This is a genomic window from Mesorhizobium sp. B1-1-8 (assembly GCF_006442795.2).
Lineage (GTDB): Bacteria > Pseudomonadota > Alphaproteobacteria > Rhizobiales > Rhizobiaceae > Mesorhizobium.
The window spans coordinates 4,519,530-4,533,834 of sequence record NZ_CP083956.1 but is presented as its reverse complement, the minus strand read 5'-3'; the positions used below and the strand labels follow the sequence as shown (position 1 = coordinate 4,533,834).

Sequence of the window (14,305 nt, the reverse complement as noted above, 5' to 3'; positions counted from 1 at the left end):
GAGGCGGCGGCCTCACTCGACCTTCTGCCGGAACTTCGAATGGCAGCTCGTACAGTCCTGCAGGATCAGATGCAGGAGGTGCTCGGCCGGAAGTTTCGCGGGATCGGCCTGCGGCGCATTCGGCCGCTTGCCGAGCAGGCTGCCGCCGTCCATCGGAATGCCGGTGCCCATGCGCATGTCGCTGGTGATTTCGGCCGGCGCCTCCTCGGCCTTGGCGGCGAGCGAATCGGCGAGCCGGCCTATATGGCGGGCAAGAGCCTCGAATTCCGGCCGCGCTTGGTCGATCTCCGGTCTGGCGCCGGAAGGCGCACCCAGCGAACCCTCGGGGAATTCGGTGATCAAGGCTGGGCCGGTGCGGGCGCTGAGCGTCGCTGCCGCCAACTTGAAACCGGCGGCGTCATAGGCCCGCTTGCCATCGAACATCTCGGCGATCGTCCGTGCCGCCGCGGCCATTTTCTTCATCGACGCCTGACGGGCTGCCACGATGGCATCGGTTGCGGCCGCCGGCGAACACGCAAGCATCAGCGAGCAGGCCAGCACCCTCGTCGTCACGACGGCGATCTTCAGAAAGGTCAAGGCCGGCATGAACCATCACTCAGCTTCGCAGGTATTTGACGAGCGCAGCAATCGATAGCAGAAGGACGATCACCGCCAGAACCCAGATGAGCGCCATGCCGCCCATCATCCATGTGCCACCATCCATCACGGCGATCATCCTCTTTTACTGCCGGGAAGTCTCGCGATGCCTATCGCAGACGCGATGGTAACTGCCTCGCGACCGAACGCCGTCAAGGACCTGAAGAATTGAGGTCGTCGGCCGGGAAGCTCAGATGCGCGGGCAACTCTCACATCCCCCCGCCGCAGCCGTCGGAGAGGTTCCACACATCCACGATCTGCTTGCCGTCGAAAGCATGCTCGTGGATTAGGTATTTCGCCAATCCGCCATACACCTTCCAGCGCCAGCAAGGGCAGCAGCAGGGACCTTTCTCCTCCGAATTGGCCATCGCGTAGTCATAGGCCTTCTGCTCATCTCCGGTGAGCTTCAGATCGTAATACGGCATCATCTGCTGCGCTATCGCAGCCGCAATGTCATACGGATCGCCGGGGATCATCGGGATGGCGCGGTACTTGGCAAGCCCTCGCACCTGCTCTCCATAGCGCTTCAGTTCCATCGGGCTGCAACACGAACCCTTGATGCGAGCCATCGCCGGCATGGTCGCGATCGAGTCTGTGAACCTGGCCGAACAGGTGCTGTTGCCGCTCTCGCTGAGCTCCTTAAAACGCTTTGCTAATTCCGGATCCTCGGCTGCGATTGCCGGCTCCTGCCGCTCGAAAAGGCCTGCGGCCGTGGCGACGCCGAACACGCCGAGAACAACCGTGCGCCGGTTTGGGGTGCTGGTCATTTGCCGGCCCTCGCTTGATTGACGAATGTCTTCAGGGTCGCAAGATCGGTCGCGCCGGGAAAAATCTGATCGCCCGCGACGAAGCCCGGCGTCCCGGTGATCCGCAGCGCCTGGGCCAGTTCCGCGTTGCGGTCGATCGAAGTCTGGATGTCGGGCTGTCGCATATCGGCCTTCATCCGTTCGACGTCCAGTCCGGCCTCGGCGGCGGTCTTGAGCACGACCGCCTCGGTTACCCTTGTCTTTGCCGCATAGAGCGCCTTGTGAAACGCCGCGTATTTGCCTTGCTTGTCGGCGGCGAGCGCCGCCTTGGCCGCGAACACGGAATCGGGGCCTAGGATGGGAAATTCCTTGTAGACGATTCTGAGCTGCGCATCGTCGGCCACGGCCTGATCCATGACGGGCGCCATCATTCGGCAATAGGGGCAATTATAGTCAAAGAATTCGACCAGGGTAACGTTTCCCTCGGCGTTGCCACCCACCGGGCTCTGCTTGTCGTGGAAGATGTCGTCCGCACGCGCCTTGAGCACCTTCCTGGCCTCGGCCGCCTCCGCTTGACGCTGACGCTCGTCCAGGCTCTGCAGCGCCTGCACGAGAACCTCAGGATGCGCCAGGATATAGTCATGGATCCGCTGGTCGAACTGGTCCTGGGACATTTCGCCGGCTGCGAGCGCTGATCTCCCAGCGCCCTGAATGCCGGGATTGAGTAAGAACCACCCCGTCAGGCCAGCAAGCAGCAGCATGCGGACGATGCCGCCGCAATAGCTTACCTGTTTTGCTCCCATGATCATTTGCCTCTCCTTAGCTTGGGGCGGCCCTGCATCTGCGCCGCCAATGAATGGATCAAAGAAAGTTCTTCAATTTCGCGAGCCAGCCTTCCTTCGGATCGGCATGCGGATGTTCGACATCGTTGGTGAGCGCGTTGACGAAGGTGACGAGGTTGATGGGCTGGAAGTCCAGCCCGTGGAAATTCGCCCGCCAGCGGCCTTCCTTGTCGATCACATGGGTGACGATGCCGTGCATCTGGTAACCGTCATCGGTGAGGGTGAACTTGTGGCCGAAGGCTTCCGCCAGCTTGCGGGTCGTATCCTCCGGCTGGTCCGGGGCAGTGGTCAGGAACAGCCAGTTGACCGGGTTTAGCCCATGCGTCGGCCCGTAGGCCTTGAGCGCATCGGACGTGTCTTTCCGCGGGTCGGTGGTTATGCTGATGAAGACGACCCGATCCTTCATCGGAGTCGAGTTCACCATCTTTTGGACCTCGGCGATCTTTTCGGCATGCAGAGGGCAAACGTCCGGGCACGAGGTGTAGATGAAATGGAGCACGACGACCTTGCCGGTGAGATCGGCCGGCCGCACGATGCGCCCATCGGCAGCGCGCAGCGTGAAGTCCGGCACGGGCTTGTCGATTGGCTGGAAATACCTCTCGTCGTTCCGCAGCATGGCGTCGACCTCATCCAGCGAATGCGCCAGCGCGCCATGCGCCAAGCCAACGGCTAGCGCCGTCAGCGCAACCAACCAGCGCAGCGGACCCATGCGCCGCGCCGATGAAGCACAACCAGCTGCCGGCTCGCTCTCAGTTCGGGCACGCATCGGTCATTTCCTTTCTCATTTTACGGCGATGCGGCTGCGGATGAAGTCGACCATGTCGGGGGCATCCCATTCGGCCGGGCCGATCAGCCGGCCGATCTCCTTGCCGTCGCGGTCGATCAGCAGCGTCATCGGCAGACCGACGGCGCCGAGCGTGAACATCGCTTGGGCCGAGGTGTCGATGTTCAGCGCAAGGTGCGTGATGCTTGTCTCGATGAAGAATTTCTTCACGGCCTCGGGGCCTTTCCGGTCCATCGACAGCGCAACGACCTCGAAGTCCGGTCCGCCGAGCTTGGCCTGCAGCCGGTCGAGCGTCGGCATTTCCTTGCGGCAGGGCCCGCACCACGTCGCCCAGATGTTGAGCAGCACCACCTTGCCGGAATAGCCGGCGAGCGTTTTCGGCTGGCCGGCGGCGTCCGCGAATTTGATCTCCGGCAGCGCGGCAGGCGTGTCGAGAACGGCGAAGTTCTGCGGCGCTTCCGCCGCCGCTGCGGGCAGCGAGGCCGCAAGCAATATCAGCAATATCGCCGAAAGGGCCACGGCCAGTTTCCTTGCGGTCATGGCGCTCATTCCGTCGCATAGACGGTCGGCGCCTTGCCGTCTTTGGTGAAGGCATAGACCGTCCAGGTTCCGTCCTTCTGGCCGCCCATGCCGGGTGCGCCGGCAGGCATGCCGGCGAGCGTGATGCCCGTGATGGCGGGACGTTCCATGAGCAGCTTCTTGACAATGTCAACCGGCACCAGTCCGTCAACCACGTAGCCGTCGACCATCAATGTGTGGCAGCCTTCGAGGTCGGCCGGCACGCCGGCATCGCTGCTGATCTGCGAGAGATTGTTGACCGGCTTGATGTCGACCTTGAAGCCGTTCTGCTCGAGATAGGCTGCATAGGCCTCGCAGCAGCTGCATTGCGGATTCTTGTACATCACCGCCTCGATTGTCGCGGCAAGTGCCGGCAGCGGCGTTGCGATTGCAACGCCAAGGGCGGTCAGCGCGTAGGTCAGTTTCATTTTGCAGTTCTCCTTGGTTGATGGGTTGGATTGAATCAGGTCACGCGGAACACGGTCATCAAACCGGACATCTGGTGATCGGCGACATGGCAGTGCAGCATCCAGTCACCGGGATTGTCGGCAACGAAGGCGCATTCGATCACGTCCTTGGGCGCGAGCAGCGCCGTGTCCTGCCATTGCCGGTGCGGCACCGGGGAGCCATTGCGGGAAAGCACCGACAGGCTAAAGCCGTGGACATGCATCGGATGCCACCACGCGGTTTCGTTGCGCATGGTAAGATGGCAGGTCGCGCCCCGTTCGAGCGTGAATTGCGGCGCCATGCCGGCATGACCGTCGCCGGTCATCGACATGCCGTTGATCGCCCAGGCGGCCGCGCCGTTCATGCCGGGCATCGTCATGCCCATCATGCCGGACATGCCCATCATCCCGCCGACACCGGCGAGCTTGCCGCCGCCCATCATGCCGCCCTGCAGGACGATCTCCTGCCGCACGGCGTTCGGCAGGTCCGGCGCGGGCAGCGGATTCCGCGGCAGGGCAAGAGGCGCTTGGAGTGGATGCGCCCTGAGCGGCGGCGGCTTGTCGTAGGCGAGCGTGGTAAGCCGGTAGGCAAGGCCGTCGTAGAAATCGTCAATCACATCATGCCCGCTGCCGGGATCGCCCTGCATGTCGATCGCAACGTCGATGCGCATAGCCGGCGCCAGTACCAGACGGCCGCCCTCGGGCTCATGCGGCTCGCAGGGTTGGCCATCGATAGCCAGCACGACCGGCCGATGGCCTTCGAAGCGAAGCGCCATCATGCGGGCAAGCGAGGCGTTGGCGAGCCGGAACCTGACGCGCTCGCCGGCCCTTACGCTCTGGTCCTTCGGCGCCTGCCCGTTGATGGTGACCATATTGCCGACGCGACCGGACATCGAGGCATCCATCATGCTGCCGAAGCCGCCCGCGATCTGGCGGTCTTTGGTGAGCCGCCAGTCCTGCAGCAGCCAGAGAAGGTCGCGATCGACTGCGACGGGCTCACGTTCATCGACGATGAGCGGCCCGGCCAGTCCACGGCCAAGCTGCACGAGGCTGTCCGCATGCGGATGGTACCAGAAGGTGCCCGCGTCTGGCGGCGTGAATTCGTAGACGAAGCTTTCGCCCGGCTTTATGGGCGACTGGGTCAGACCCGGCACGCCATCCATGGCGTTCGGCAGGCGGATGCCATGCCAGTGGACCGTCGTGTCCTCATCCAACCCATTTTCGACGGTGATGCGGACCGGCTGACCTTGCCTGAGCCGCAGCGCTGGACCGGGGAGGGCGCCATTGTAGGTCCAGACAGCGGTTGCAGGGCCGTCCTGTCCGGTGAGTCGCGCCTGACTGGGCGCGACCTTGATGCTGCGCTCGTCGACGGAGGCCACGACGGGACGCAATGAAGCGTATACGGCAAGCCCTGTCGCCGCGGCGAGAAAGCCTCGGCGCGATAGGTGGTATTTGAAATCGTAATTCACCCTTCAAACCCTTTGCGATCTCGATCGATGCCGGCATCGACCTGGATTGCTATGCGCACCCGCGACGCAACCATGCGCGCAGGCGATCAGGCGCCGGGGATCAGCCGTGTTACGGCTGAAACGGCGTCAGGCGCTTCTTCTGGGTGGGTATGGATCAGGCAGGGAACTTCGCCCGTGCATGAGCGGAGCGGGTAAGGTCGACGGCTGCTGCACGGAGGGAACCGGAACTATCCCGAAATCTTGCGGCAGCACGGCAAGCGCTGGCGCGATGCAGACCGTCGGGCATTGCATAGGGCCGCCTTTGTCGCCCGCGTCCTTGAGGCAGGCGTTGCAATCGCCCTTCATGTCTGACTCGGCCATTTTGCCCATGCCCGTATCGGCAGGCATGACCATGACGCCCGTCATGCGGACTGACATGACGCTGGCCTGCGCGGCGGACAGACTGAAACCCGTGGTCAGGAAGACCGCGAGCAGCATGACCAGAAGATGTTTTGGCGAAAGCCGAGCCATCATTTCGTCAGGCTGATCGCAAAGCGCGGCCTTTGCAAGTCCCAAGCCGGTGATTGCCTGCCGCTGCGACATCAAGACCTTCCCATCGTTATCAGGCGGCAATTCGTTCTCGGCGGATGGATCGTAGTGGCGGCGGCCGCGTTCATCCGCAGGGGATGCAACCAGCCGTTTCATCGAACAGAGACCGGGTCCATGTTCATCCAACCGATCGACTATTTTCTTGTCGTCTGGTTCGCGCTTGCCGCGGCCTCGACCCTCTATGTCGGCTTCGACCAGTACCGCAATAATCCCGAGCCGGTGGTGATGAAATGGGGCTTCATCCTGGTGACGCTCTATATGGGCCCGCTCGGCCTGCTGCTTTACGTGCTGGCCGACAAGGAGCCGCGCCCGGGCGAGCACGAGGCCTTCACCAGCCCGCTCTGGAAGCAGGGGGTCGGCTCGACAATTCATTGCGTCGCCGGCGATGCGACCGGCATCATTCTCGCCGCCGTCATCACCGCGACGCTTGGCCTGCCGATGTGGCTCGACCTCATCGTCGAATATCTGGCCGGTTTTGCCTTCGGCCTGTTCATCTTCCAGTCGCTGTTCATGAAATCGATGATGGGCGGCACCTATTGGGAGAATGTGCGCAAGAGCTTCCTACCCGAATTCATCTCCATGAATTTCATGATGGCCGGCATGGCGCCGGTCATGAGCTTCCTGATGATGGGGCGCGATATGCGCGCCATGGAGCCGACGGAGCTGCTGTTCTGGGGGGTGATGTCGATCGGCGTCATCGCCGGCTTTGCGCTTGCCTATCCCGCCAATGTCTGGCTCGTCGCGCGCGGGCTGAAGCATGGCCTGATGACCGATCGCCTGCAGGACAGGAAGCAACACGCGCGGATGCAGATGCAGCAGGCCGACGCGCGCGGCCATCATAGGCGAGATCCCGGTTCGGCCTCCCATGGCGGCAGAGGCGGTGCCGGCCATCGCATGCGCTCGGACGCAACCACGCCGCAGATCGCAGTGCTCTCGTTGGTGTCGCTAGTCGCGCTGGGGCTGGGTATGGGCGCCCCGGCCAACTGGCTGAACCTGACGCTCTCGGCCCGCGACGTCGGCGGGGTGATCATGCCGCGTGGCATGATCATGGATCGCGACACCCCGGCCGACGCCATGCGCGACATGGCGGCGACCGATCCGCGCCTCGTCAGCGCCTCTTATGGCCTCGCCGCAAAGGGCGACCAGGACTTGCCTTACCGCATGGAGAACGGGGTCAAGGTGTTCGAGCTCAGGCCTTCGGTCGTCCGCTGGCACATCCTGCCGGACGTCGCCGTGGACGCCTATGCCTATAACGGCCAAATTCCGGGTCCGCGCATCCATATCCGTCAGGGCGACCGTGTCCGCATCAACGTCACCAACGGCTTACCGGAGGAAACCACGGTGCATTGGCATGGCCTGATCCTGCCCAACCAGATGGACGGGCCGGCGGAGATCACCCAGGCGCCGATCGAGCCGGGGCAGACCTATTCCTACGAGTTCACGGCCACCCAGCACGGCACTTATTTCTACCACCCGCACGCCAGGCCGGACCGCACCCAGGCGCTCGGACTATACGGCGCACTGATCATCGATCCCGCCAACCCCGCCGACGAGGTCGCTGCCGACCACGACTATGTCATCCAGCTTCAGGAATGGCTGGTGCGGGAAGGCCTGACCTATCCTTCGATGCCGATGGACGGCGGCATGCCGAATTTCTTCACCATCAACGGTAGGGCCTACCCCTCAACCGAGACGATCCACATGAAGGTCGGCGAAACCCTGAAGGTGCGGTTCATCGGCACCAACAACGGTTTTATCCACCCGATGCATGTCCACGGCGGGCCGTTCGAGGTCGTTGCCCGCGATGGCGAGACGATCCCCGCCTCGGCCCGCTATCTTGCCGATACGATCAATGTCGGGCCGGGCCAGCGCTATGACGTCATCTGGAAGGCGCAGCGGCCCGGCAAATGGCTGATCCACTGCCATATCCCGCATCACACGACCAACAACAATGTCGAGCAGAAGGGCGGCGGCGGGCTGATGATCATCATCGACGTCGGCTGACCGGCCATATCGTGGGAAGAAACCGGCTTTCGGAAACGTTTTCCAACAGCCGACGTTACACGTTAGGTGTCCGCGACCGGCGCGTGGCGCCAAAATCCTCCGACCGCAGCGCCACGGTTCGACCGTGTCCGACGCCCGGGAGACGGAATATGCCCGCCAAAGCCTACATCAACCGGATCGCGACCGCGGTTCCGGAACACGAAGTTCATCAATTCTATCTGCGTTTCGCGGCCTCCATGCTGGCCGCCAATCGCCGCAGCATCTTCGAGCGCATGGCCGGCCTTGCCGGCATCGAGAACCGCTATTCCTGCTTTGCGCCTGCCCTCGATCCTGAAGGCCCGGCCGTAGATCTTGCCGGGACTTTCATCCGCGGCGCATTTCCCGGAACGGCCGCGCGAATGGCGATGTTTTGCGAAGCCGCGCCCGTCCTGGCGCAGAAGGGCGTCGACGGACTGCATCTTGGCGACGAGGCATCGCGCATCACCCATCTCATCGTCACCTCCTGCACCGGTTTTTCCGCACCGGGCATCGATCTGGACCTGGTTCAGCGCTGCGGACTGCCGGACGGCATCGAACGCACGATGGTCGGCTTCATGGGCTGCTACGCGGCCATCAACGGCCTCAAGCTGGCCCGCCACATCGTCCGCTCCGACCCGCGGGCGAGGGTCCTTTTGGTCAATATCGAAGTCTGTACCTTACATCTGAGGGAAACCACCGAGCTGGAAAAGCTGCTCTCCTTCTGCCTCTGGGGCGACGGCTGCGCGGCGGCACTTGTCACCGCCGGGCCGCCGGGCATCGAGCTCGACAGTTTTCACTGCACCGTCGCGGAGGATGGGCGAGACCTGATGACCTGGGATATTGGCGACCACGGCTTCGATATGGTTCTTTCCGGCCAGGTCCCGGCGGCGGTCCACGACGCATTGCGGTGCAACCGGGACGCCATCCTCGGCGACCGGCCACCGGAGGCGATCGACCTGTGGGCCGTGCACCCCGGCGGACGTTCGGTTCTCGATGCGGTCGAAAGGGCGCTGAAACTGGCGCCCGGCGCGATGGCGTCGTCGCGTGAGGTGCTGCGCCGATACGGCAACATGTCGTCGGCGACCGTTATGTTCGTGATGAAAGAGATGCTGAAGGCGCCGTCCGGGCAGCTCGGTTGCGGCATGTCGTTCGGACCCGGGCTGACGGCCGAAACCATGCTCTTTCGAACCGTGTCATGAACGCGCTCGACCATCGCAGTCTCGTTCCTGAAATCCTCGACGGGCTTGCGGCCGACGATCCGCGCGGGCTCGCCTCGCGCCGCGATCTGCGCCGCATCAACGCGCTGATGTTCCAGGCGCCGATCATGGCGTCGCTGCTGAAGAAATTCGTGCCGCAGCCGCCCGGCCGCATCCTGGAGATCGGCGCCGGCGACGGCACCTTCATGCTCAAGGTGGCGCGGCGCATGGCAGCAGACTGGCATGATGTCGAACTGACGATGCTCGATCGCGTCGGCCTCGTCACCACCGGGCTCTCCGCGGATTTCGGCATGCTGGGATGGAAGCTCGAAACCATCACCGCCGATGTCTTCGAGTGGGCGCAAACGCCCGGCGGCGAACAATTCGATGCGATCACGGTCAATCTGTTCCTGCATCATTTCGACGACGCCGAACTGCTGCGCCTGTTTCCGCTGCTGGCCCGGAAGGCTCCGTTGCTGTTTGCGGCTGAACCGCTGAGGGCAGGATTCGCGCTCGCCGCGACCCGTCTTCTGCCGGCGATCGGCGCCAATGACGTGACACGGCATGACGCGACCCAGAGCGTGCGCGCCGGCTTTCGCGGCAGCGAGCTTTCCGACCTCTGGCGCGCCGCCGGCGGCAGGCCGCTCGAGGAGCGGCGCGCCGGTCCGTTCTCCCATGTCTTCGTCGGCGCCGGCGCCGGTTGGGATGAGCCATGAGGCGGTCATCCACCCACGATGCGATCGTCATCGGCGCCGGTCCGGCAGGCACGTCGCTGGCGCTGGCGCTGGCCCGCAGCGGGTGGGCCGTGGCGATCGTGGAAAAGACCATATTCCCGCGCCGCAAGGTATGCGGCGAATACATCTCCGCAAGCAATCTGGCGCTTCTGGACCGGCTCGGGATCGGCGAGGCATGGCGCGCCGATGCCGGACCCGAAATCCGCCGTGTCGGCTTCTTTTCCGGCAACACAAGCGTCGAGGCGCCGATGCCGGGCGTAAAACATGGAGCCGCGGCGAAAGATGGTTTCGGCCGGGCACTGGGCCGGGACGTCCTGGACTTTCTGCTGCTTAAGGCGGCGGAAAAGGCAGGCGCCGAGCTCTTTCAGCCCTGGCGGGCCGTCGCCATCGATCGGGACGGCGAAGTGCAGGCGGTGCGAATTCAGGCACGGGACGAGACGTCGCGGGACCAAGCGTCGATATTGCGGGCGCCGGTGGTCGTCGCCGCGCACGGTTCCTGGGAACCCGGACCGCTGCCCAGCCAGCTCGAAAAGACGAACCGCTCCTCGGACCTGCTCGGCTTCAAGGCGCACTTCACCGGGTCATCGCTGGCGCCGGACCTGATGCCTCTGCTGACGTTTCCCGGCGGCTACGGCGGCATGGTCTTCGCCGATCACGGTCGCATGTCCATCTCGTGCTGCATAAGGCGCGACATGCTCGCCCGGCTGCGTAGGAATCTCGCCCGCAAGCGCCAAAATCATGTATCGGCGGCGGAGGCGGTCCAGCATCATCTGATGGCTTCGTGCCGGGGCGTGAACGATGCCCTGGAAGGGGCTTGCCTCGACGATGCCTGGCTTGCCGCCGGCCCGATCCGGCCCGGCATCCGCTCCTGCTACGAAAAGGACATATTCCGCGTCGGCAATGCGGCCGGCGAGTCGCACCCGATCATCGCCGAGGGCATCTCGATGGCGCTCCAGTCCGGCTGGCTGCTGGCTTCGGAGCTCGCCGGCGCGCGGAGCGGGGAGGCGGGACGCGAAGCCGCCGGCAGGCGCTACAAGGCTGCCTGGACGGGATTGTTCTCGACGCGCGTCCACGTCGCGGCCGCCATCGCCCGGCTGGCTCTTGGCCCCGGCGGCGCCACCTTGATGGAAACGGCTCTCCGCAACGTCCCGCGAGCGCTGACTTTGGGTGCGCAACTCAGCGGCAAGACGAGGTTGGTCCCTGGCTTTGGCTGAGGCGCGCCTCGCGTATCGTCTGCGGCGTGAATTTGTCTCAAGCCTCGGCTGGACTGGCGATGGCAAACCGATCGTCCGGCCGGATGCCGGCCGCCTAGGCAGGTATCAAGACCGCGATGCGATGCACGCCCACCTCCTTGCTTGTATTCGTCGCCTCGTCGGTCTTGCCCTTGGAGCAGGTGTACATGTCGCCTTCGTTGAGCTTGAATTCCTTGTCCTTTTTCTTGATCGTGAAAGCGCCCGACGTAATCGTGCATACCATGTCGTTGTCCATCACCGTTGCGGGCGCGTGCGCTCCGGGCTGGAAGACCACGTCGACAATCGAAATGCTCTTATAGGCGGGAATATCGGAATTGCCGGTGCCGACCTCAACCACTCTGACGCCGGGCGCTATCTCCTTACCCTCCTTCGGACCGTATTTCTTGGTCTTTGCGGATGCCGCCAGGGTGAACAAGGGCGTGACCGCGGCGGCCGTCATGCTGAGAGCAATTGCAGACCTGCGATTCATGGTTTTCATCGCATCCTCCCAATATGTTGGCTACGCACGAAAGTGCGTGATCGTTTATATTAGCACAGACGTAAATAGGCTGCTGGGAATTCGGAAGGCAGGCCCGCACCGTATTGGTTAGGAACATTCCGCCAAAAGCCGCGTCCTGACGTGGTTTCGGCCAGTCCGTTGCCGGGGTCGGCGTGGCGTTGGGAACCCCCGCTTTGTCGCCGAGTTTAAGGTCCGAGGCGAATTGCCATGGAAGACAGACCGCCAGCCGAAAAGCCGGGAAGGACGCTCGTCACGGTGCTGGTAATCTGCGTCCTCATCATCATCGTGTTTTTTATCGGCTTCAAATTTTCGGAGCCCGACCAGGGAGCGCTGATCGTTCCCGGAGCGGCGCAGCAAGGCACCAGGTGAATGACGTTGCGAACGCTACAGCCTGATTAGCTGGAGCGGCCCGCGACGTGAGAACATCGTGGCTGCAGCAGCTTGAGAGCGGCCGTTGTAGCAAGAGATTTTTCAGTCGATCCCGCCCGCTGGGGGTGACTTTTTCTGGGGGCATTCCTGCCCGTATGACGCACGCTCGCTGTCCCAGCGGCTCGCCGTTGGCTCATAACTTTTCCTGTTGGCTAGTTTCAGCGCTCGTCGCGTGGTCGCATTTTGACCCTAATCGCTCTCTACGCGGCCAGGGATGCTGCGGTTCCCGGCCTTCACGCTTTCTTGACAGTGGCTGGAAAAACGGGCAGCAAAGCGGGTGAGGAAGAGCATTTTTACCGTGGCGCAGACCATGGAAGGCTCTTTTTTCGTATGGACCGTCGCCAAATCGGCGATTGGTGGAGGGATTGGTTAACCAACTTTGTCCATCTTTTGAATCAATCGGCAACAGACGCAGAGGGTGCTGGGGGCACCAGGCGAACTGTAATCGTGACGGATGCAAGGCCCGCAAGCCGGCATGCCGATTGAGAGTGGTCGTATGGCGTTTTTGCGTTTCAAGTATCGGGGCGACGCTCCACATCAAGGTTCGACTTCGAGGCAACCCGGCCCGCGCTGGGTGGTGGTGCCGGCCATCGGTGCCGCCCTTGTCCTATGGTCCGCCGCCACCATGGCCGGTCTCTATTCGGTCGGCACCTCACTCACCGCCGCATCCAACGGTTTGCCGCAAAACCTGCTGGCGCCGCGCAACATCGCGCTTGCCGACCAGCGCCGCAAGCTCGCCAATTCCCTGGCGCCGCGGCTTGCGGTGGCAAGAACCTACCGCACGGGATCGCTCACCGGCGGCTGCGACGCCGGCTGCCTCGGCCTCGCCTCAAGCTTCGCGCATGAGAGCTTGACTCACGCTGGCAAGGCCGCGCGCCTGAAGCCGCCAATGCCGGACAGCGTCGCGCACGAAAAGCTAGTGCTGGTGGCCTCCGCTGCGGCAGCCGCGGACGGCTTCGAGGCCGTGGTCAAGCGAGCGCAGCTTTCGCCGCAAAAACTCGCCGCCGCCTTTGCCCGCGCCGAAAACGCGCCTGTGCTGCTTGCCAGCCTGCCGGCGGCGAGCCGCTTCGGCGGCACGATTGCCGACAGCCCGGCCGAAGCGCGCTTCGGCTCCGATCCGGCCGAGGTGCGGCAGGCGTCCGAACTGGCGCTGGCGCTCGCCAATGTGCTGCCGGAACAAACGCTCGACATGCCGACTACGGTCGCGCTCGCCAATGGCGATGCGCCTGATGCGACGGCCGACGCTTCGGATGACAATCCCGGGCAGGACGAATACCAGGTCGCGTCGCTGCCCCCGCAGGATGGATTGCCCGACAGCATCGCCGTGCCTGGCCTGAGGCCGCGCACGACGCTCGACCGCGCGGTCGAGGCGCCTCGGACCGACACGCCCGCCGCTGCCGCGAGGCCTGAGCCGGTCAAGCCGCAGACCGCAAAGGCCAAGCCGCAGCCGGCAGCCATCGACACGGCATCGGGCCCGCAGGCGCCGGCCCCGCCGCGAAGCTCCGTGGTGCAGGATGCCCTTCCGGGCGTGCAGGGATCCAAACCTGCCAAGCGCGGCAAGGCGCAGTCTTCCGAGATGCTCGCCTATGCCAAACCGGACACGCCGGAGCGTGGCGGCCTCGGCAATGCCTTCAGGAACCTGTTCAGCGGGCCGTCGATGGGCAATGGCGTGGCCGTCTATGACATCTCGGCCAAGACGGTCTACATGCCGGACGGCTCGAAGCTCGAAGCGCATTCGGGGCTCGGCTCGATGGTCGACCAGCCGCGCTTCGTCAACCGCAAGAACACCGGTCCGACGCCGCCCGACACCTACAATCTGTCGCTGCGGGAATCGCGCTTCCACGGCGTCGAGGCGATCCGCCTGACGCCCGCCAGCGGCAGCAACAAATATGGCCGCAACGGCCTGCTTGCCCACACCTACATGCTGCGCGGCGGCCGTGCCGAGTCCAACGGCTGCGTCGTCTTCAGGGACTATCACCGTTTCCTGTCGGCCTACAAGAATGGCAAGGTCAAGCGCCTTATCGTGGTGCCGCGGCTGACCAAGCCGCTTACCCAGGTCGCCCAGGAAGGCCGCTCGGGCTGACCCCTCGATCCGGCAGCATT

General features: G+C 63.9%; 15 protein-coding genes. 6 read left to right on the top strand and 9 right to left on the bottom strand.

Features of this window, described 5'->3' with window-relative positions; genetic code table 11:
- Nucleotides 1–12: 12 nt before the first annotated feature.
- The 8 genes from FJ974_RS22275 to FJ974_RS22240 all read right to left on the bottom strand — a co-directional run bounded on the left by FJ974_RS22275 (nucleotide 13) and on the right by FJ974_RS22240 (nucleotide 6,165).
- Nucleotides 13–585 (bottom strand): cytochrome c, encoded by a 573-nt coding sequence (locus FJ974_RS22275; protein ID WP_140538225.1) that lies wholly within the window; start codon nucleotides 583–585, stop codon nucleotides 13–15.
- A gap of 260 nt (nucleotides 586–845) precedes the next feature.
- The gene (locus tag FJ974_RS22270) at nucleotides 846–1,403 is read right to left on the bottom strand and encodes a hypothetical protein (protein ID WP_140538224.1); all 558 of its coding nucleotides are present in this window, start codon (nucleotides 1,401–1,403) and stop codon (nucleotides 846–848) included.
- Complete coding sequence (locus tag FJ974_RS22265) at nucleotides 1,400–2,191, bottom strand: DsbA family protein (RefSeq protein WP_140538222.1); 792 nt, start codon at nucleotides 2,189–2,191, stop codon at nucleotides 1,400–1,402. Before FJ974_RS22265 ends, FJ974_RS22270 begins: the two co-directional genes overlap by 4 nt.
- Before the next feature lie 52 nt (nucleotides 2,192–2,243).
- The gene (locus tag FJ974_RS22260; protein ID WP_413468319.1) at nucleotides 2,244–2,990 is read right to left on the bottom strand and encodes an SCO family protein; all 747 of its coding nucleotides are present in this window, start codon (nucleotides 2,988–2,990) and stop codon (nucleotides 2,244–2,246) included.
- Between the two features lie 15 nt (nucleotides 2,991–3,005).
- Entirely contained in the window at nucleotides 3,006–3,548 is a 543-nt protein-coding gene (locus FJ974_RS22255; RefSeq protein WP_181177282.1) for a TlpA family protein disulfide reductase, read from the bottom strand.
- 5 nt (nucleotides 3,549–3,553) lie between these two features.
- Nucleotides 3,554–3,994: a DUF411 domain-containing protein gene (locus tag FJ974_RS22250; RefSeq protein WP_140538219.1), complete on the bottom strand. Its 441-nt coding sequence runs from the start codon at nucleotides 3,992–3,994 to the stop codon at nucleotides 3,554–3,556.
- Nucleotides 3,995–4,029: 35 nt separating this feature from the next.
- Complete coding sequence (locus FJ974_RS22245) at nucleotides 4,030–5,481, bottom strand: multicopper oxidase family protein (RefSeq protein WP_140538217.1); 1,452 nt, start codon at nucleotides 5,479–5,481, stop codon at nucleotides 4,030–4,032.
- A gap of 126 nt (nucleotides 5,482–5,607) precedes the next feature.
- Nucleotides 5,608–6,165 (bottom strand): hypothetical protein, encoded by a 558-nt coding sequence (locus FJ974_RS22240; RefSeq protein WP_226891347.1) that lies wholly within the window; start codon nucleotides 6,163–6,165, stop codon nucleotides 5,608–5,610.
- A gap of 18 nt (nucleotides 6,166–6,183) precedes the next feature.
- Between FJ974_RS22240 and FJ974_RS22235 the strand changes: the two genes are divergently transcribed.
- From FJ974_RS22235 to FJ974_RS22220, 4 genes are all read left to right on the top strand, one after another.
- On the top strand, nucleotides 6,184–8,073 hold the full coding sequence (locus tag FJ974_RS22235; protein WP_140538215.1) for a DUF4396 domain-containing protein: 1,890 nt from the start codon (nucleotides 6,184–6,186) through the stop codon (nucleotides 8,071–8,073).
- A 149-nt stretch (nucleotides 8,074–8,222) separates the two neighbouring features.
- Complete coding sequence (locus FJ974_RS22230) at nucleotides 8,223–9,290, top strand: type III polyketide synthase (RefSeq protein ID WP_140538213.1); 1,068 nt, start codon at nucleotides 8,223–8,225, stop codon at nucleotides 9,288–9,290.
- Nucleotides 9,287–10,003 (top strand): methyltransferase domain-containing protein, encoded by a 717-nt coding sequence (locus FJ974_RS22225; RefSeq protein WP_140538212.1) that lies wholly within the window; start codon nucleotides 9,287–9,289, stop codon nucleotides 10,001–10,003. The genes FJ974_RS22230 and FJ974_RS22225 overlap by 4 nt, the downstream gene beginning before the upstream one ends.
- Nucleotides 10,000–11,235, top strand: a complete 1,236-nt coding sequence (locus tag FJ974_RS22220) for an NAD(P)/FAD-dependent oxidoreductase (RefSeq protein ID WP_140538210.1) — start codon at nucleotides 10,000–10,002, stop codon at nucleotides 11,233–11,235. Before FJ974_RS22225 ends, FJ974_RS22220 begins: the two co-directional genes overlap by 4 nt.
- 94 nt (nucleotides 11,236–11,329) lie before the next feature.
- On the opposite strand, the gene FJ974_RS22215 is transcribed toward FJ974_RS22220, so the two are convergent.
- On the bottom strand, nucleotides 11,330–11,752 hold the full coding sequence (locus FJ974_RS22215; protein WP_140538209.1) for a hypothetical protein: 423 nt from the start codon (nucleotides 11,750–11,752) through the stop codon (nucleotides 11,330–11,332).
- 228 nt (nucleotides 11,753–11,980) lie between these two features.
- Here FJ974_RS22215 and FJ974_RS22210 point away from each other — a divergent pair, with 228 nt between their 5' ends.
- Together FJ974_RS22210 and FJ974_RS22205 are read left to right on the top strand one after the other, a co-directional pair.
- Nucleotides 11,981–12,142, top strand: a complete 162-nt coding sequence (locus FJ974_RS22210; RefSeq protein ID WP_181177281.1) for a hypothetical protein — start codon at nucleotides 11,981–11,983, stop codon at nucleotides 12,140–12,142.
- A 556-nt stretch (nucleotides 12,143–12,698) separates the two neighbouring features.
- Entirely contained in the window at nucleotides 12,699–14,285 is a 1,587-nt protein-coding gene (locus FJ974_RS22205) for a tlde1 domain-containing protein (RefSeq protein ID WP_226891346.1), read from the top strand.
- Nucleotides 14,286–14,305 lie beyond the last annotated feature (20 nt).